The organism is Delftia sp. WSY_10, assembly GCF_043104705.1.
Classification (GTDB): Bacteria; Pseudomonadota; Gammaproteobacteria; order Burkholderiales; family Burkholderiaceae_C; genus Comamonas; species Comamonas tsuruhatensis.
The window spans coordinates 88,483-103,321 of sequence record NZ_JBICKY010000015.1; the positions used below are offsets into that span (position 1 = coordinate 88,483).

18 protein-coding genes are annotated in these 14,839 nt (G+C 67.3%); 7 read left to right on the plus strand and 11 right to left on the minus strand.

What is annotated here, in order from left to right:
• Nucleotides 1-4 precede the first annotated feature (4 nt).
• From ACF8ML_RS06755 to ACF8ML_RS06765, 3 genes are all read right to left on the minus strand, one after another.
• Nucleotides 5-439, minus strand: coding sequence for a type II toxin-antitoxin system VapC family toxin (locus ACF8ML_RS06755; protein ID WP_012204856.1), 435 nt, complete (start codon nt 437-439; stop codon nt 5-7).
• Nucleotides 436-714 carry a type II toxin-antitoxin system Phd/YefM family antitoxin gene (locus tag ACF8ML_RS06760; RefSeq protein ID WP_012204855.1) on the minus strand — a complete coding sequence of 93 codons (279 nt, stop codon included), beginning with the start codon at nt 712-714 and terminating at the stop codon, nt 436-438. The genes ACF8ML_RS06755 and ACF8ML_RS06760 overlap by 4 nt, the downstream gene beginning before the upstream one ends.
• 140 nt (nt 715-854) lie before the next feature.
• Nucleotides 855-1,784 carry a LysR family transcriptional regulator gene (locus ACF8ML_RS06765; protein WP_392406738.1) on the minus strand — a complete coding sequence of 310 codons (930 nt, stop codon included), beginning with the start codon at nt 1,782-1,784 and terminating at the stop codon, nt 855-857.
• A gap of 93 nt (nt 1,785-1,877) precedes the next feature.
• Between ACF8ML_RS06765 and ilvD the strand changes: the two genes are divergently transcribed.
• Nucleotides 1,878-3,572 carry a dihydroxy-acid dehydratase gene (gene ilvD / locus ACF8ML_RS06770; protein ID WP_392406740.1) on the plus strand — a complete coding sequence of 565 codons (1,695 nt, stop codon included), beginning with the start codon at nt 1,878-1,880 and terminating at the stop codon, nt 3,570-3,572.
• A 113-nt stretch (nt 3,573-3,685) separates the two neighbouring features.
• Here the strand turns inward: ilvD and guaB are convergent, their stop codons facing one another.
• On the minus strand, nt 3,686-5,161 hold the full coding sequence (gene guaB / locus ACF8ML_RS06775) for an IMP dehydrogenase (protein ID WP_013803023.1): 1,476 nt from the start codon (nt 5,159-5,161) through the stop codon (nt 3,686-3,688).
• Between the two features lie 84 nt (nt 5,162-5,245).
• Between guaB and ACF8ML_RS06780 the strand changes: the two genes are divergently transcribed.
• Nucleotides 5,246-5,800: a DUF4124 domain-containing protein gene (locus tag ACF8ML_RS06780; protein WP_272206216.1), complete on the plus strand. Its 555-nt coding sequence runs from the start codon at nt 5,246-5,248 to the stop codon at nt 5,798-5,800.
• 19 nt (nt 5,801-5,819) lie between these two features.
• Here ACF8ML_RS06780 and ACF8ML_RS06785 read toward each other — a convergent pair whose 3' ends face one another.
• Both ACF8ML_RS06785 and ACF8ML_RS06790 read right to left on the minus strand, forming a co-directional pair.
• On the minus strand, nt 5,820-6,164 hold the full coding sequence (locus ACF8ML_RS06785; protein ID WP_212645939.1) for an RnfH family protein: 345 nt from the start codon (nt 6,162-6,164) through the stop codon (nt 5,820-5,822).
• On the minus strand, nt 6,157-6,609 hold the full coding sequence (locus ACF8ML_RS06790; RefSeq protein ID WP_016452375.1) for a type II toxin-antitoxin system RatA family toxin: 453 nt from the start codon (nt 6,607-6,609) through the stop codon (nt 6,157-6,159). The genes ACF8ML_RS06785 and ACF8ML_RS06790 overlap by 8 nt, the downstream gene beginning before the upstream one ends.
• 168 nt (nt 6,610-6,777) lie before the next feature.
• Here ACF8ML_RS06790 and smpB point away from each other — a divergent pair, with 168 nt between their 5' ends.
• From smpB to ACF8ML_RS06810, 4 genes are all read left to right on the plus strand, one after another.
• Nucleotides 6,778-7,251, plus strand: a complete 474-nt coding sequence (smpB, locus tag ACF8ML_RS06795) for an SsrA-binding protein SmpB (RefSeq protein WP_016448870.1) — start codon at nt 6,778-6,780, stop codon at nt 7,249-7,251.
• Between the two features lie 109 nt (nt 7,252-7,360).
• Nucleotides 7,361-7,777 (plus strand): hypothetical protein, encoded by a 417-nt coding sequence (locus ACF8ML_RS06800; protein WP_016448871.1) that lies wholly within the window; start codon nt 7,361-7,363, stop codon nt 7,775-7,777.
• A 30-nt stretch (nt 7,778-7,807) separates the two neighbouring features.
• Nucleotides 7,808-8,341, plus strand: a complete 534-nt coding sequence (locus ACF8ML_RS06805; protein WP_016448872.1) for an RNA polymerase sigma factor — start codon at nt 7,808-7,810, stop codon at nt 8,339-8,341.
• A 10-nt stretch (nt 8,342-8,351) separates the two neighbouring features.
• Nucleotides 8,352-9,191, plus strand: a complete 840-nt coding sequence (locus tag ACF8ML_RS06810) for an anti-sigma factor (RefSeq protein ID WP_047327213.1) — start codon at nt 8,352-8,354, stop codon at nt 9,189-9,191.
• 15 nt (nt 9,192-9,206) lie between these two features.
• Here ACF8ML_RS06810 and ACF8ML_RS06815 read toward each other — a convergent pair whose 3' ends face one another.
• Entirely contained in the window at nt 9,207-9,902 is a 696-nt protein-coding gene (locus ACF8ML_RS06815; RefSeq protein ID WP_012204844.1) for a DAPG hydrolase family protein, read from the minus strand.
• Between the two features lie 156 nt (nt 9,903-10,058).
• Here ACF8ML_RS06815 and ACF8ML_RS06820 point away from each other — a divergent pair, with 156 nt between their 5' ends.
• A complete protein-coding gene (locus tag ACF8ML_RS06820; protein ID WP_392406742.1) occupies nt 10,059-10,724 on the plus strand; it encodes a TetR/AcrR family transcriptional regulator in 666 nt (221 codons plus the stop codon).
• A gap of 75 nt (nt 10,725-10,799) precedes the next feature.
• Here the strand turns inward: ACF8ML_RS06820 and ACF8ML_RS06825 are convergent, their stop codons facing one another.
• From ACF8ML_RS06825 to ACF8ML_RS06840, 4 genes are all read right to left on the minus strand, one after another.
• Complete coding sequence (locus ACF8ML_RS06825; protein WP_016448876.1) at nt 10,800-11,891, minus strand: enoyl-CoA hydratase/isomerase family protein; 1,092 nt, start codon at nt 11,889-11,891, stop codon at nt 10,800-10,802.
• Between the two features lie 153 nt (nt 11,892-12,044).
• Nucleotides 12,045-13,058: a Bug family tripartite tricarboxylate transporter substrate binding protein gene (locus ACF8ML_RS06830; protein WP_392406744.1), complete on the minus strand. Its 1,014-nt coding sequence runs from the start codon at nt 13,056-13,058 to the stop codon at nt 12,045-12,047.
• 42 nt (nt 13,059-13,100) lie between these two features.
• Nucleotides 13,101-13,598, minus strand: a complete 498-nt coding sequence (locus ACF8ML_RS06835) for a MaoC family dehydratase (RefSeq protein ID WP_047327210.1) — start codon at nt 13,596-13,598, stop codon at nt 13,101-13,103.
• 1 nt (nt 13,599) lies between these two features.
• Nucleotides 13,600-14,796, minus strand: coding sequence for a CaiB/BaiF CoA-transferase family protein (locus ACF8ML_RS06840; RefSeq protein WP_047217234.1), 1,197 nt, complete (start codon nt 14,794-14,796; stop codon nt 13,600-13,602).
• Between the last annotated feature and the right edge of the window lie 43 nt (nt 14,797-14,839).

Below are 14,839 nucleotides of genomic sequence, written 5' to 3' on the forward strand. Positions count from 1 at the left end.
GGGATCAGAAATCTTCAGGGGCCAGCAGCGCCAGCCCGCGCTTGCGGGCGGCGGCGGCCTGGGCCGCGTCAAAGGTGGCCAGCGGCAGGCGCAGCGACTGCGCCAGCCACAGGTAGGCCGCGTCATAGACCGGCAGGCGGGTGTCCAGCGCCACGTCGAGCACGGCCTTGTGCTGGGCGGGCGCCAGCTCGTGCAGTTCCACGCGGTGGCGGATGGCCTCGAGCACGCCCCACAGGCCTTCGACCGAGCTGTGCGGAATGCGGCCGCCGTGCACGCCCGAGGCGATCAGGTTGCCGCATTCCCACTGCCAGAGGTTGGGCGCCTGCGGGTCCACTTCATGGCGGCGGATGCGGGTATACAGGCGCTGGGTGTGCACGCTGGCGGCATCGGGCAGCAGCCAGGCGGCGGTGACGGAGGCATCAAGCACGAAGGAGGTCATGCCTGGCTCCGGCCTGCGTGGCGCAGTCGGGTGGTGGAGTCCGGCGCCTGTGCCGACTGTGCCGGCTGGGCCGGCCGCACCGTGGCCTGCAGCGCCTGCATCTGCTCCAGCTCGCGGGCGATCTGCTCATCGGTGATCACGGGGCGGCGGCGCACCGGCAGCATGCGCACCACTTCCTTGCCGTGGCGGGTGATGCGCACTTCCTCGCCCTGCTCGACAAGTTCGATCAGGGCGGAGAAACGGGTCTTGGCTTCGTAGATACCGACAGATTGCATGGCGGGGCTGAAAACAAAAGCAGGCCTGGTGTCCGGCCTGGCCCGAATTCTATCATTCTGGCCAGAATTTCCAAAAATTCAGACCAGAACCATGCGGATATTCGCCGGCCTTGCCTCGGGGGGCTGTCGGTGAACGCCACTCAGCGCTGTTCGCGCACGAAGCCGACAAACCGCGCCAGCGCGGGCGACATGACTCCGGCCGGCCAGGCCAGGCTGGTCTCGCAGACCGGCAGGGCAACGGCCTTGCTGCCTGCACGGGCGCTGGCGAAAACCGCCTCGCGGTAGACCACTCCGGGCCTGCAGAACTGCATCACGCTGGCGGGCACCCAGGCCAGGCCGATGCCGCCCCAGACCAGGTTCACGATGGTCTGCATCTGTATCGCCTGCTGCGCGATGCGCGGCACATGTCCGTGCCGTCGGTACAGATCCGTCACCGCGTCATGGAGCGAGGGCATGATGCGGCGCGGAAAGATCACCAGCGGCTGCTCCAGCACTTCGTCGAGCATCAGCCGGTCCGCACCGGCAAGCGCATGCTGCTGCGGCAGGGCCAGCACCATGGCTTCCCGTCCCACGGCCAGGCGCTCCAGGCCGGCCGGCGCATGCCCCGGGGCATGCAGCATGAGCCCGGCATCGATCTGCCCGCGCTCGAATGCCTCCATCTGCACATCGCTGGTGGCCTCGACCAGCTCCAGCGCCACACCGGGCGTGCCTGCCACGAAGTCCCGCACCCACAGCGGCAGCCGGGTGAAGCCGATGGTGGAGACAAAGGCCAGCCGCACGCGCCCCACTTCTCCCGCTGCCGCAGCCCGCGCAATCCCGGGCAGCGCTGCCGCCCGCGCCAGAAGCTCACGCACCTGCGGCACAAGCGCCTCGCCGGCGGGCGTCAGCGCGACTTGGCGGCTCGAGCGCTCGAACAGCGCCACGTCCAGGCTGCGCTCCAGCTGGGCGATGGCCTGGGTGAGCGGCGGCTGCGTCATGTGCAGGCGCGATGCGGCGCGGCCGAAGTGCAGCTCGTCCGCCACGGCCAGGAATTGCCGCCAGACGCGCAGATCAATGGGGGGCTCATTCATATGTGCAGCATATCAATCATGCCGATGAATAGGATTGGATCAGATGAATCAGTCGGCCCATACTCATCCAACCCCCACAACGAGAGACATGCCATGACCCCGCCGAACCAGATCAACCGCCGAAGCGCCCACATCACCGAAGGCAAGGCGCGCGCAGCCAACCGCTCCATGTTCTACGGCATGGGCTACAAGGAAGAGGATTTCAAGAAGCCCATGGTCGGCGTGGCCAACGGCCACAGCACGATCACGCCGTGCAACTCCGGCCTGCAAAGGCTGGCGGACGCGGCCATCGCAGGCATCGAGGAAGCCGGCGGCAACGCGCAGGTGTTCGGCACGCCGACCATCTCGGACGGCATGTCCATGGGCACGGAAGGCATGAAGTACTCGCTGGTCAGCCGCGAGGTGATCGCCGACTGCATAGAGACCTGCGTGGGCGGCCAGTGGATGGATGGCGTGCTGGTGGTCGGCGGCTGCGACAAGAACATGCCGGGCGGCATGATGGGCATGCTGCGCGCCAATGTGCCGGCCATCTATGTCTACGGCGGCACCATCCTGCCCGGCAGGTGGAAAGGCCGGGACCTGAACATCGTCAGCGTGTTCGAGGCCGTCGGCGAGAACGCCGCGGGAAAGATCAGCGACCAGGAGCTCAAGGACATCGAGCAGCACGCCATTCCCGGCACGGGCTCGTGCGGCGGCATGTACACCGCCAACACCATGTCCAGCGCGTTCGAGGCGCTGGGCATGAGCCTGCCCTACTCCTCCACCATGGCCAATCCCCATGATGAAAAGGAGAACTCGGCCAAGGAATCCGCCAGGGTGCTGATCGAGGCCATCAAGATGGACCTCAAGCCGCGCGATATCGTGACGCGCAAGTCCATCGAAAACGCGGTCTCGGTGATCATGGCGACCGGAGGCTCCACCAATGCCGTGCTGCACTTTCTCGCGATCGCCCATGCGGCCGGCGTGCCCTGGTCCATCGACGACTTCGAGCGCATCCGCCAGCGGGTGCCGGTGCTGTGCGATCTCAAGCCCAGCGGCAGATACCTGGCGGTGGACCTGCACCAGGCGGGCGGCATCCCGCAGGTGATGAAGATCCTGCTGAATGCGGGCCTGCTGCACGGCGACTGCATCACCATCTCGGGCAAGACCATCGCCGAGACCCTGGCCGGCGTGCCTGACGAACCGCCCAACCGCCAGGTCATCCGCCCCCTCTCGGATGCGCTCTACCCGCAGGGCCACCTGGCCATCCTCAAGGGCAACCTGAGTCCGGAAGGTGCGGTGGCCAAGATCACGGGCCTGAAGAACCCGGTCATCACCGGCCCGGCACGCGTGTTCGACGATGAGCAATCGGCACTGGCGGCCATCCTCGACGGCCGGATACAGGCCGGCGACGTGATGGTGCTGCGCTACCTGGGCCCCAAGGGCGGCCCCGGCATGCCGGAAATGCTGGCACCCACGGGCGCCCTGATCGGTGCCGGCCTGGGCGAGAGCGTGGGCCTGATCACCGATGGCCGCTTCTCCGGCGGCACCTGGGGCATGGTGGTCGGCCACGTGGCGCCGGAAGCGGCTGTGGGCGGCACCATCGCGCTGGTGCATGAGGGCGACTCGATCACCATCGACGCGCACGCATTGCAGCTGCAGCTGAACGTGCCCGAAGACTTGCTCGCCCAGCGCCGTGCGGCATGGAAGGCTCCCGCGCCCCGCTACACGCGGGGCGTGCAGGCCAAGTTCGCGTTCAACGCATCGAGCGCCAGCTCGGGCGCGGTGCTGGACAACTTCGCCATTTGAGCGTCGTCATCTGAGCTTCGCCATCTGAGCTTCGTGAGCGCACGAAAAAAAGAGGTCCGGGCAGTGGCTGCCCGGACCTCTTTTCCATCTCGCGCCAAGGCGCTGGATCGGGATCAGTCGGCGCGGTAGTTCGGCGCTTCCTTGGTGATCTGCACGTCATGCACGTGCGATTCACGGATGCCTGCGGCGGTGATCTCCACGAACTCGGCCGTGTTGTTCATCTCTTCGATGGTGGCGCAGCCGCAGTAGCCCATGGCAGCGCGCACGCCGCCGGCCATCTGGTAGACGATGGAGACCATGGAGCCCTTGTAGGGCACGCGGCCTTCGATGCCTTCGGGCACGAGCTTGTCGGCGTTGGGATTGCCGGTGCTCGATTCCTGGAAGTAGCGGTCGGCCGAGCCCTGCTGCATGGCGCCGATGGAGCCCATGCCGCGATAGCTCTTGTACGAACGGCCCTGGTACAGGATGACTTCGCCCGGAGCCTCTTCGGTGCCGGCGAACATGCCGCCCATCATGATGGTCGAGGCGCCAGCGGCCAGGGCCTTGGCGATGTCGCCCGAGAAGCGGATGCCGCCGTCGGCGATCAGCGGCACGCCCGTGCCTTGCAGGGCCTGGGCCACGCTGTCGATGGCCATGATCTGGGGCACGCCCACACCGGCGACGATGCGCGTGGTGCAGATGGAGCCGGGGCCGATGCCGACCTTCACGGCGTCGGCGCCTGCCTCGGCCAGTGCCAGCGCAGCGGCGCCGGTGGCAATGTTGCCACCGATGACGTCCACCTGCGGGTAGTTCTGCTTGACCCAGCGCACGCGGTCGATCACGCCCTTGCTGTGGCCGTGGGCCGTGTCCACCACCAGTGCATCGACGCCGGCCTTGACCAGCAGCTCCACGCGCTGCTCGGTGCCCTCGCCCACGCCCACGGCGGCGGCCACGCGCAGGCGGCCTGCGCTGTCACGCGCTGCGTTGGGGAAGGTGGTCTGCTTGGTGATGTCCTTGACGGTGATCAGGCCCTTGAGTTCAAAGGCGTCGTTCACGACCAGGATGCGTTCGAGCTTGTGCTTGTTGAGCAGGGCCTTGGCTTCCACGGGCGTGGTGCCGTCCTTCTCGTTGACGGTGATCAGGCGCTCGCGCGGCGTCATGATCTGGCTGACCTTGACGTCGTAGCGGGTCTCGAAGCGCAGGTCGCGGCTGGTGACGATGCCCACCACCTTGCCGCCGTCGCAGACGGGAAAGCCCGAGATGCCGAGGTTCTCGGACAGCTGCAGCACCTGCAGCACGGTGTGCTCGGGGGTGATGACCACGGGGTCGTGCACCACGCCGGATTCGTGGCGCTTGACCTTGGACACTTCGGCGGCCTGCTGCTCGGCCGTCATGTTCTTGTGGATGACGCCGATACCGCCCTCTTGCGCGATGGCAATGGCCAGACGCGCCTCGGTCACGGTGTCCATGGCGGCGGACACAAGGGGAATGTTCAGGGAGATGTTGCGCGAAAAGCGCGTCTTGAGCGAAGTGTCCTTGGGCAGGACCTGGGAGAAAGCGGGGACCAGAAGGACGTCGTCGAAGGTCAGGGCTTTACCGAGAAGGCGCATGTGAGAGCTCCAAAAGAAGGATTGTACCCGTGCGCCGGATCACAATGTATGCTGTAGGCCATTCGGCCCGATCCCCAACTCACCATGCACGCCATCAAGCTTGTTTTGCTAGTCACGCTTGCCGCCTGTTCGCTGCCCGCAGCCGCCCAGTGGCAATGGGTCGACGCCACAGGCCGCAAGGTCTTCAGCGACCGCGCACCGCCTCCTGACATTCCCGCCAAGAACATCCTGCGCCAGCCTGGCGGCAGCACACCGCCGCCTGCCGCCGCGCCCTCCGCCGCTGCGGCAGCTGCGGATGCAGGCACGGCGCCTGCGGCGGACGCCGGGGCACCGGCAGCACCTGCTGCAGCCGCCAAGGACACCAAGTCCGCAGGCACCGACAAGGCCCTGGAAGAGCAAAAGCGCAAGGCCGAAGCCCAGGAGGCCGCCAAGGCCAAGGCGGAAAAGGAACGGATTGCCAAGCAGCGCCAGGACAACTGCGCACGCGCCAAGCAGTCCAAGACCGCGCTGTCTTCGGGCCGCCTGCTGGGCTACACGAATGAGCAGGGCGAGCGCGGCTTCATGGACGACGCCACGCGCGATGCGGAACTCAAGCGCGCCGACGCCATCATCGCCTCCGATTGCGGCGCAATGCGCTGATCGCCGAATCCGGGCCGGCTCAGTAGCCGGCCTTGGCTCCAGGCCTCTGGCGCTGGAACAGCCCCGTGGCCCGAGCGCCCTGGCGTGCGAAACGCTCGCGGCGCGCCACCTTGGGGTCCACGGTCAAGGGCCGGTACAGCTCCACTCGGTCACCGTCGCGCAGGGCTTGCGTCAAAGGCGCGCCGCGGCCCCACAGGCCTGCCGGCCCGGCCTGCGCAAAGCCCAGCGCCTGCCAGCCGCCCGCCGCCGCCACCGCATCGGCAATCGTGGCACCGGCCGGCAATTGCAGAAACAGCTCGACGACTTCGCCGGCGCGCGCACTGCAGGCCAGCGTGATGCGCACAGCGGGCTGGGCCTCAGCCATAGACCTGCTCGGCACGCTTGATGAAGGCATCGACCATGGAGCCTGCAATGCGGTCGAACACCGGGCCGACCACGGCGGCCAGGGCCATGTTGTCGAAACCGTAGTCCAGTTGCAGTTCGACACGGCAGGCGCGCTGCGATCCGTCGCCCACGGGGCGGAACATCCAGTGGCCCTCCAGCCGCGAGAACGGCCCCTTGATCAGGCGGATGCTGACCTGGCGCCCGCCATCGTCGAGCACGCTGTGCGTGTTGCGCGTGACGAAGGACTTGCGCATGCCGCCGAATGCAATGCCCACCTCGGCCGTCATGCCCTGCTCGTCCTGCTCCAGCACCCTGGCCTGATCGCACCAGGGAAGGAAGTCGGCATAGTGGGCCACGTCCGTCACCAGGGCAAACATTTCTTGGGGGCTGTACCAGATCAGGACGGACTTGTTGACTTTTTTCATGAATGGGGCGGGCTGCACGGCATGCAAAACACCGGCAGCGCCGCCATGGCACAGCCGGCTGTCACAATGACGGCAAGGCGAAACTAAAATCCCGCACGGCGGGAAGACGGCAATCCAGTATTGTAGGGAGACCTTTCATCTCCAGGTTTTCGCCGCATCTATTACTCCATGGCCAAGAAACCTGAAACACAGTCGCGCATCGCCGACAACAAAAAAGCCGCATTCAACTACTTCTTCGAGGAACGCTTCGAGGCCGGCATCGTGCTGCACGGCTGGGAAGTGAAGGCACTGCGCAGCGGCAAGGTGCAGTTGACGGACGGCTACGTCATCGTCAAGGACGGCGAGCTGTTCCTGCTCGGCTGCCAGATCAACCCGCTCAAGACCGCCTCCACCCACGTCAACCCCGACGCGGCGCGCATCAAGAAACTGCTGCTCAAGAAGGACGACATCCTGCGCCTGATCGGCAAGGTGGAGCAAAAGGGCTTCACCCTGGTGCCCATCAACCTTCACTGGAAGAACGGCTATGTCAAATGCGACATTGCCCTGGCCAAGGGCAAGGCCGAGCACGACAAGCGCGACGTGATCAAGGACCGCGAAGGCAAGCGCGAGGTCGAGCGCGCCATGAAGAGCTTCAACCGTTGACGGGCATCCGCAGCTTTTTTTGCACTGCTGCGGAATAAACCGGCACGGCCCAGTGTTCATTGCAGTGTCCGGCCGCAATTTCGCGCGCCGGCAAGCACCGGAGACAGCGATGAAGAAGCTCGGCATGAAACTTGGTACCTGTGCCTTCACGGCAGCCCTGACATTGGCCCTGGCAGGCTGCTATTCCGCGCCTGCGGCCAACGCCTCTGGCCAGACGCCGCCCAGTGCGGTCAGCGTGCAAAACGGCATCCTGGTCGGCGCCAACGGCATGACGCTCTATACCTTCGACAAGGACACGGCCGGCAGTGGCAAGTCCGTCTGCAATGGCCCCTGCGCGACCAACTGGCCGCCCCTGATGGGCAAGCAGGCGCCCTCTGGCGGCAACTACAGCGTGATCCAGCGCGACGATGGCAGCAGCCAGATCGCCTACAAGGGCAAGCCCCTGTACTACTGGGTGAAGGACGGCAAGGCCGGCGATACCACGGGCGACGGCGTCATGGGCGTCTGGCATACCGCACGCCCCTGAGTCCGGCCCCCTGCGCGATCGGACCTGCCCATGGACCGCAGCCAGATCCTGGAGCACCTGCCCGGCCTGCGCCGCTACGCGCGGCTGCTGGCAGGCGATGCCTGGGCAGCCGACGACCTGGTGCAGGACACGCTGGAACGCGCCTGCCGCAAATGGCTGCTGTGGCGCTCCGATGGCGATCTGCGCGCCTGGCTGTTCACCCTGATGCACAACCTCTACCTGAACCAGCGGCGCTCTGCCGCACGAGGGCAGTGGCTGGACATCGACAGCCTGTCCGAGTCCCTGGCAGCGCCCGAGGACAGCAGCGACGCTGCCCTGGACCTGGAGCGCTGCCTGCAGCGCCTGCCCGCCGAGCAGCGGGCCGTGCTGCTGCTGGTCAGCGTGGAGGACATGAGCTATGCCGACACGGCGCGCGTGCTGCAGCTGCCCCTGGGCACCGTGATGTCGCGCCTGTCGCGCGCACGCTCCCGGTTGCGCGAGCTGATGGAGGCACCGCCCGCAGCTTCGCCCGCCCAGACTGCTGCACCCCAAGCCGCAGCCCCGTCGCTGCGCCGGCTCAAATGACGAGGCCGCCATGACTGCCCCCGCCCCCACCTCCCCCTCCTCCTCCTGTGTCTCGGCTGCCACGGCCATCCCCGACGAGCAGCTGCATGCCCTGGTCGATGACCGCCTGCCGGCCCCACAGGCACAGGCGCTGCGCGAGCAGCTGGATGCAGACAGCGCAGCACGCGTGGAGCAATGGCAGCGCCAGCGGCAGCTGCTGCGCGCCCTGCACGGCGCCCGCAGCGAACCGCCCATGCCCGATGAAATGCGCGCCGCCGCCGAGCAGCTGCAGGGCCTGCAACAGCGCCAGCAGCAATGGTGGCGCTGGGGCGGCATGGCCGCAGGCTGGCTGCTGGCCTTCGGCCTGGGCTGGCTGGTGCACGGGCAGCAGGCAGCGCCTGCGGCACCCTCAACGGCGGACACGCTGGCCGCTGCCGCACCTGCCCGCTTCGCCCATCAGGCAGCCGTCGCCCACGCGGTCTACCAGCCCGAGCAGCGCCACCCGGTCGAGGTCGAGGCAGCGCAACAGGCCCATTTGCTGCAATGGCTTTCCAAGCGCCTGGGCCGGCCGCTGAAGCTGCCAGCCCTCACGGAACTGGGCTATGAGCTGGTGGGCGGCCGGCTGCTGCCCGGCGACAGCGGCGCACGCGCCCAGTTCATGTACCAGGATGCGGCCGGCGAGCGCATCACCCTGTATCTGGGCGCGCTGGAGGACCCGGCCACGCGTGGCGAGACCGCCTTTCGCTTCAGCAGCGACGGCCCCGTGCCCAGCTTCTACTGGGTGGACCAGGGCTTTGGCTATGCCCTCAGCGGCGCCCTGCCGCGCAACCGACTGCTGCAGCTGGCCACGGCCGTGCACCAGCAGCTTTGAAGCCTGGGGCCACGGCTACCAGGGCAGCGGCGCCGCCTCGCCGTTGCCATGTTCGCCGTAGTACAGCGAGGGCAGAAAGCGCGACAGGTAGGTGAACTCCGTGTAGCAGTGGCGCAGCAGGCCCAGGCCCAGCGCGTCGGGCAGCTCGGCCGCCGGGTCGGCGCAGGACTGGCCCAGCAAAAAGCGGCTGCGCAGCACGCAGCCAAAAGGCGTGTCACGCGCCAGGTGCACCATCTGCCCGTCCATGGGGTCCCCGCTGGCGTCCAGCTGCACATGCTCGCCGAAGCCGATGCGCGCATACACGGCGGCCGATGCGCGTTTTTCGGCAAAGGCCAGCTCCAGCTGCGCAGGGTCGAAAAGCTCGCGCGGATCGTGGAACTTGAGCCTGGCCGCCACGGGCGGAATATCGGCCAGGGACTCCACGGCCTCGATGGAGGCGCCTATGTAGCTCTCGCCCTTCTTCCATTGCGCATCCCAGCCGCGATGTGCGATGTGGTCATGCGGATGCCACCACTTGATGTGCTGCGTGGTCTCGAAGAACTTGAACCACCAGTCCAGCATGCGGCCGCTGCAGCCGTGCAGGTCGGTGCGGCAGGCCACCACCAGACAGCCGCTGGGCAGGCGCTGGATTCCCGTCTCCAGCCGCAGCGGCGTGATGTGCAGCAGCTCGTCGATGCGGGAAATGTCGGGCTCGAAGGCATGGGAGTTCATGGGTGTTTTCCGTTCCTGGGTTGATGAGGAAAAGCCATCTTATATTAAAGAAACGAACAACGTTTCCAAACAATCGGATAATCCCAGCCGGGTAACAAAATGCTGCACAACCAGGCACGACCCTGCACAACACCGAACGGAACGACAAGAAATCCAATGGAAACCGAAATCACTCCTGTGGCCCCCAGGCCGCGCGGGCGGCCGGCCCGGCCCGAGCACGAGGCCAACGATGCCGCCCTGTCCGCCGCCACCTGGCTCTTGCTCAATGAAGGCTATGCCGCCACCACCATGGAAGCCGTGGCCAGGCGCGCGGGGCTGGCCAAGAAGACGCTCTACCGCTTTGCCGCCAACCGCGAGGATCTGGTGGCCCTGGTGGTGCGCAGCTGGACCGACGGTTTCCGCCCCACCCTGTCGGCCGATGCGCAGTCGGCCTCAGAGGTGGCTCCGGCGCTGGCCGAGATCCTGCGCGTGATTGCCGCGCGCGTGCTGTCGGCCGAGGCGGTGGGGATGTTCCGCCTGCTCACCACCGATTTCCCCGCCAAGCCCGAGTTGCTGGAGGTCTACCAGCGCAACGGCATAGAGCGCGGCCGCGGCATGCTGGTGGACTGGCTGCGGCGCCAGTGCGCGAAGGGGTTGCTCAGGGCAGAGCAGCCCGATGTCATCTGCGACCTGTTGCTGTCCATGGCCATTGCCGAGCCGCTGCGGCAGATGGCCCTGGGCCTGACGCCGCCCGTGCCCGAATGGGATCCGGGCCCGCGCATTGACGACGCGGTACGGCTGCTGGCAGGCCATTCCTGCCGCATGGAGCCCGCTGATTGCTGAACCGAAAAAAAGGCCATCCGGCGCGGTGCCGGATAGCCTTTTGAACCCTTGGAGGTTTGAGCAACCGCCGCGCGATCAGTCCAGCGCCGCCAGCGGGTGCGAGTGCACGGGCCAGGGGCTGTCGAAGAAGGCACGCCATTGCGCGTCCTGCACGTCTTCGATGCGCGCAGGGTTCCAGCGCGGTTGGTGGTCCTTGTCCACGGCCAGGGCGCGAATGCCTTCGATGGTCTCGCTCTGGCCGGGGCGCAGGTAAAAGCAGTGGCGCACCATGTCGCGCTCCATGCGCAGGTCCTGGGCCAGTGTCATGCCGCGTGCGCGGCGAATCTGCTCCAGCACCACGTGCAGCATCAGCGGCGAGCGCTTGCGCAGCGTGGCTGCCGTGTGCTGCGCCCACTCGCCATCCGCCGCTTCCAGTGCCTGCACCATGGCAGCCACCGTGGGCAGGGCAAACACGCGGTCGATCTCGGCGCGGGGCTGGGCCGCTGGCTTGGCCGGGGCCGTGAACTTCGACTTCACCAGCGCCTCGACGGCCGCTGCATCGGCAAAGCTGCCGGCGGCCAGCGCGTCCCACAGCGCAGGCTGCTGGTCCGAGGGCAGATAGCCATCGGCCAGGCCGAAGTCCAGCGCGTCGGCCGCACCGATCACGTCGCCCGTCAGCGCCAGCCACTCACCCGCATGACCGGGGCAGCGCGATAGGAAGTAGCCGCCACCCACATCGGGGAACAGGCCGATGGCCGTCTCCGGCATGGCCATCTTGGTGCGCTCGGTGACGATGCGCAGCGTGCCGCCCTGGCTGATGCCCATGCCGCCGCCCATGACGATGCCGTCCATGAAGGCGATGTAGGGCTTGCCGAAGGTGTGGATCAGGTGGTTGAGCGCGTACTCCTCGGTGAAGAAGTCCTCCAGCTGGGGATTGCCCGTGCTGCCTGCGCCGTGCAGAAAACGGATGTCGCCGCCCGCGCAGAAGGCGCCGAAGGCCCCTTCCTTGCCCATGCCGCGGATGGCCACGGCCAGCACCTGATCGTCCTTTTGCCAGGCCAGCAGGGTGGCCAGCAGATCGCGCACCATGCCCAGCGACAGCGCGTTCAGCGCCTTGGCCCGGTTCAAGGTGATCATGCCAATGCGGCCCCGCACTTCGCTGAGGACTTCGCCGGCAGCTCCCGTCATATCTTGCTCCTTGTTGCTATGCATGCCCTGCCCCGGCAGCCCGGGGCGATGAGCCGCAACCATAGCTGAAAATCCGCGCCCACCCCTGACAAACAGGTGCCAATTTGCGCAAGTGCACGACAGGGCGGGCAGCCGCCGCGCACCGCAGCGCACTCAGTCCAGAGAGACGCCCGTGCTCTTGACCACGCCGGCCCAGCGCTTGATCTCGCTGCGGATGTAGGCGCCGTATTCCTCGGGCGTGGAGCCCAGTCCTTCGGCGCCCTGCAGCTGCAGCTTCTCGACCACGCCCGGGTCCTTGAGTGCGCGCATCAGCTCCTCGTTGAGCCGCTGGATGATGGCGGCTGGCGTCTTCGCGGGCACCATCACGCCCTGCCAGGCCCCGGCCTCGAAGCCGGACATGCCGCTTTCGGCCAGCGTGGGTGCGTCGGGGAAGTTGGGCAGGCGCTTGGAGGAACTCACGGCCAGCAGCTTGAGCCGTCCCTCCTTGATGAAGGGTGCGACGGAGTTGATGGTGTCGGTCATGAAGTCGATCTGCCCGGCCACCAGATCCACGTCGGCCGGCGCGCTGCCCTTGTAGGGCACGTGGCTGGCCTCGATCTGGTAGTGCTGCACGACCTGGAAGGCCGCCAGGTGCGTGACATTGCCGTTGCCGGCCGAACCATAGGACAGCTGGCCCGCCTTGTCCCTGGCATGGCGCACGAACTCCTGCACGTTCTTCACCGGCAGCTTGGGGTTGACCACCAGGCCCAGCGGCACCACGGCCGTCAGCGCCACGGGCATCAGGTCCTTGTTCACGTCGTAGCTCATCTTCTTGTAGAGCGACGGGCTCAGCGCAATGGACGAGGTGTTGTAGAGCACGGTGTAGCCATCGGGCGCGGCCTTGGCCACCAGGGCGTTGCCGATGTTGCCGTTGGCGCCGGGCCGGTTGTCCACGATCACGGTCTGGCCCAGTTGCTGGCCGACCTGCTGGGCCAGCACGCGCGCCACCAGGTCGGTGGGCCCGCCCGGCGGGAAAGGCACGACCAGCGTGATGGGCTTGCTGGGCCAGGGCTGCTGTGCCAGGGCCGCTCCCGGCACTGCCGCTGCGGCTGCCATGCAGGCCGCCACGGCGGCCAGCACCCTGCGCCGCCCTTGTCTGCCTGCGGCCTTGTTGCCTTTCTTGTCCATGCTGTTGTCTCCTGGTGTCGTTATGGGAATTCTTTTGTCCGCCTAGCTGCGCCCTGCCAGCAGGCGCACGGCCGTGTATTCCATGACCTTCTGGTGGCCCTGGTTGAAGACCTCGATGCGCGAGGTGACGACGGCGCGGTTGCCCTTGGAGGTGGGCTTGATGGCGGTGACTTCGACCAGGGCCTCGATGGTGTCGCCCACCAGCACGGGGCCGAGGATCTTCTGGTGCAGCTCCAGCATGGCCAGGCCCGTGCCCTGGATCATGCTTTGCAGGATGAAGCCTTCGATCAGCGTATAGGTCAGCGCGCCCGGTACGGGACGGCCTGCGATGGCGCCGCCGTCATAGCCGTCCTCGATGAAGATGGCCTCCAGCATGCCGGTGGCGTTGATGAAGGCGACCAGGTCGGATTCGGTCACGGTGCGGCGGAAGGTGCGCAGTTGCTGGCCGACCTGCAGGTCCTGCCAGAAAAAGCCCTGGCCCATGCGGGGCACGGCGTTCCAGGCGGCGCCAGGGTGGGGCTGCGGGGTGTTCACTGTCATCTCATGTCTCCTGTTGCGTGGTCTGCAGGCCGGCGATGCGCTCGGCGCTCCAGCCCGCCTGGGCCAGCAGCGCCGCCGTGTGCTCACCCAGGCGCGGGGGCATGCCCATGGGCGCCTGCCGGCCATCCATGCGCACGGAGGAGCGAGGCAGGTGCACCGTGCCCATGGCGGCGTCGTGCAGCGGCACGAAGAACTCCGTGGCCTGCAGGTGTGGATCGGCAGGCAGATCGTCCATGCGTGCCACCGGGGCGGCAGGAATCTCCAGGCGCTGGCAGGTGTCCAGCCAGTGCTGGGTGCCGTGCAGGGCCACATGCTCGCCTGCGGTCTCCAGCAGCTCGGCAATGTGGGCCGTGCGGCTGGCCTGGCTGGCAAAGCGCGCATCCAGGGCCAGCTGCGGCTGGCCCACGGCGGCGAAGAAGCGCTGCCAGTGCGCATCGGTGTACGGCATCATGCAGACGTGGCCGTCCAGCGTTCGGTAGGGCTTGCGCCAGGGCGCCATCACGCGCGGGTAGCCTGCGCCGCTGAGCGCGGGGCTGAAGTGCATGCCGTAGAAATGCTCGACCAGGTTGAAGCCCACCATGGTCTCGTACATGGGCACTTCGACAAAGCAGCCGTGGCCGCTGCGCTCGCGCTGGAACAGCGCCGCCAGCACGGCATGCGCGGCCACCAGGGCGCAGGTCTTGTCGGCCGCGATGGTGGGCAGGTAGCGCGCCTCGCCCGTCTGGCGCTCCATCAGGTCGGCCAGGCCGCTCATGCCCTGGATGACGTCGTCGTAGGCGGGCATGCCCGCATAGGGGCCGTCCTCGCCAAAGCCATGCAGGCCTGCGTAGACCAGGCGCGGATAGCGCTCGCGCAGCGTGTCGGGGTCCAGGCCCAGCGGGGCCAGCTTCTGCGGGCGCATGCTGTGCATGAACACATCGGCCGTGGCCAGCAGCGCATGCAGGGCCTGGCGCGCCTCGTCCTGCTTGAGATCGAGCACCACGCTCTTCTTGCTGCGGTTGGTGCCCATGAACATGGCCGCCATGCCGGGCTCCACGGCAGGGCCGGTGTGGCGCGTGGAGTCGCCGGCCGGCGGCTCGATCTTGATGACTTCGGCGCCATAGTCGGCCAGCACCTGGCTGGCCAGCGGCCCGAACACCACGCTGGACAGATCCAGCACCCGAATCCCTGTCAACGCAGCCTGCACTGTGGTCTCCATGTTGCTTCAGGGAGCCAGTATTTGATATCTTTGAAGTCGCGTC

Excerpts from the sequence above, each read along its gene's own strand:
- ACF8ML_RS06755 (WP_012204856.1), bottom strand. The coding sequence starts at position 439 with ATGACCTCCTTCGTGCTTGATGCCTCCGTCACCGCCGCCTGGCTGCTG.
- ACF8ML_RS06760 (WP_012204855.1), bottom strand. The coding sequence starts at position 714 with ATGCAATCTGTCGGTATCTACGAAGCCAAGACCCGTTTCTCCGCCCTG.
- ACF8ML_RS06765 (WP_392406738.1), bottom strand. The coding sequence starts at position 1,784 with ATGAATGAGCCCCCCATTGATCTGCGCGTCTGGCGGCAATTCCTGGCC.
- ilvD (WP_392406740.1), top strand. The coding sequence starts at position 1,878 with ATGACCCCGCCGAACCAGATCAACCGCCGAAGCGCCCACATCACCGAA.
- guaB (WP_013803023.1), bottom strand. The coding sequence starts at position 5,161 with ATGCGCCTTCTCGGTAAAGCCCTGACCTTCGACGACGTCCTTCTGGTC.
- ACF8ML_RS06780 (WP_272206216.1), top strand. The coding sequence starts at position 5,246 with ATGCACGCCATCAAGCTTGTTTTGCTAGTCACGCTTGCCGCCTGTTCG.
- ACF8ML_RS06785 (WP_212645939.1), bottom strand. The coding sequence starts at position 6,164 with ATGGCTGAGGCCCAGCCCGCTGTGCGCATCACGCTGGCCTGCAGTGCG.
- ACF8ML_RS06790 (WP_016452375.1), bottom strand. The coding sequence starts at position 6,609 with ATGAAAAAAGTCAACAAGTCCGTCCTGATCTGGTACAGCCCCCAAGAA.
- smpB (WP_016448870.1), top strand. The coding sequence starts at position 6,778 with ATGGCCAAGAAACCTGAAACACAGTCGCGCATCGCCGACAACAAAAAA.
- ACF8ML_RS06800 (WP_016448871.1), top strand. The coding sequence starts at position 7,361 with ATGAAGAAGCTCGGCATGAAACTTGGTACCTGTGCCTTCACGGCAGCC.
- ACF8ML_RS06805 (WP_016448872.1), top strand. The coding sequence starts at position 7,808 with ATGGACCGCAGCCAGATCCTGGAGCACCTGCCCGGCCTGCGCCGCTAC.
- ACF8ML_RS06810 (WP_047327213.1), top strand. The coding sequence starts at position 8,352 with ATGACTGCCCCCGCCCCCACCTCCCCCTCCTCCTCCTGTGTCTCGGCT.
- ACF8ML_RS06815 (WP_012204844.1), bottom strand. The coding sequence starts at position 9,902 with ATGAACTCCCATGCCTTCGAGCCCGACATTTCCCGCATCGACGAGCTG.
- ACF8ML_RS06820 (WP_392406742.1), top strand. The coding sequence starts at position 10,059 with ATGGAAACCGAAATCACTCCTGTGGCCCCCAGGCCGCGCGGGCGGCCG.
- ACF8ML_RS06825 (WP_016448876.1), bottom strand. The coding sequence starts at position 11,891 with ATGACGGGAGCTGCCGGCGAAGTCCTCAGCGAAGTGCGGGGCCGCATT.
- ACF8ML_RS06830 (WP_392406744.1), bottom strand. The coding sequence starts at position 13,058 with ATGGACAAGAAAGGCAACAAGGCCGCAGGCAGACAAGGGCGGCGCAGG.
- ACF8ML_RS06835 (WP_047327210.1), bottom strand. The coding sequence starts at position 13,598 with ATGACAGTGAACACCCCGCAGCCCCACCCTGGCGCCGCCTGGAACGCC.
- ACF8ML_RS06840 (WP_047217234.1), bottom strand. The coding sequence starts at position 14,796 with ATGGAGACCACAGTGCAGGCTGCGTTGACAGGGATTCGGGTGCTGGAT.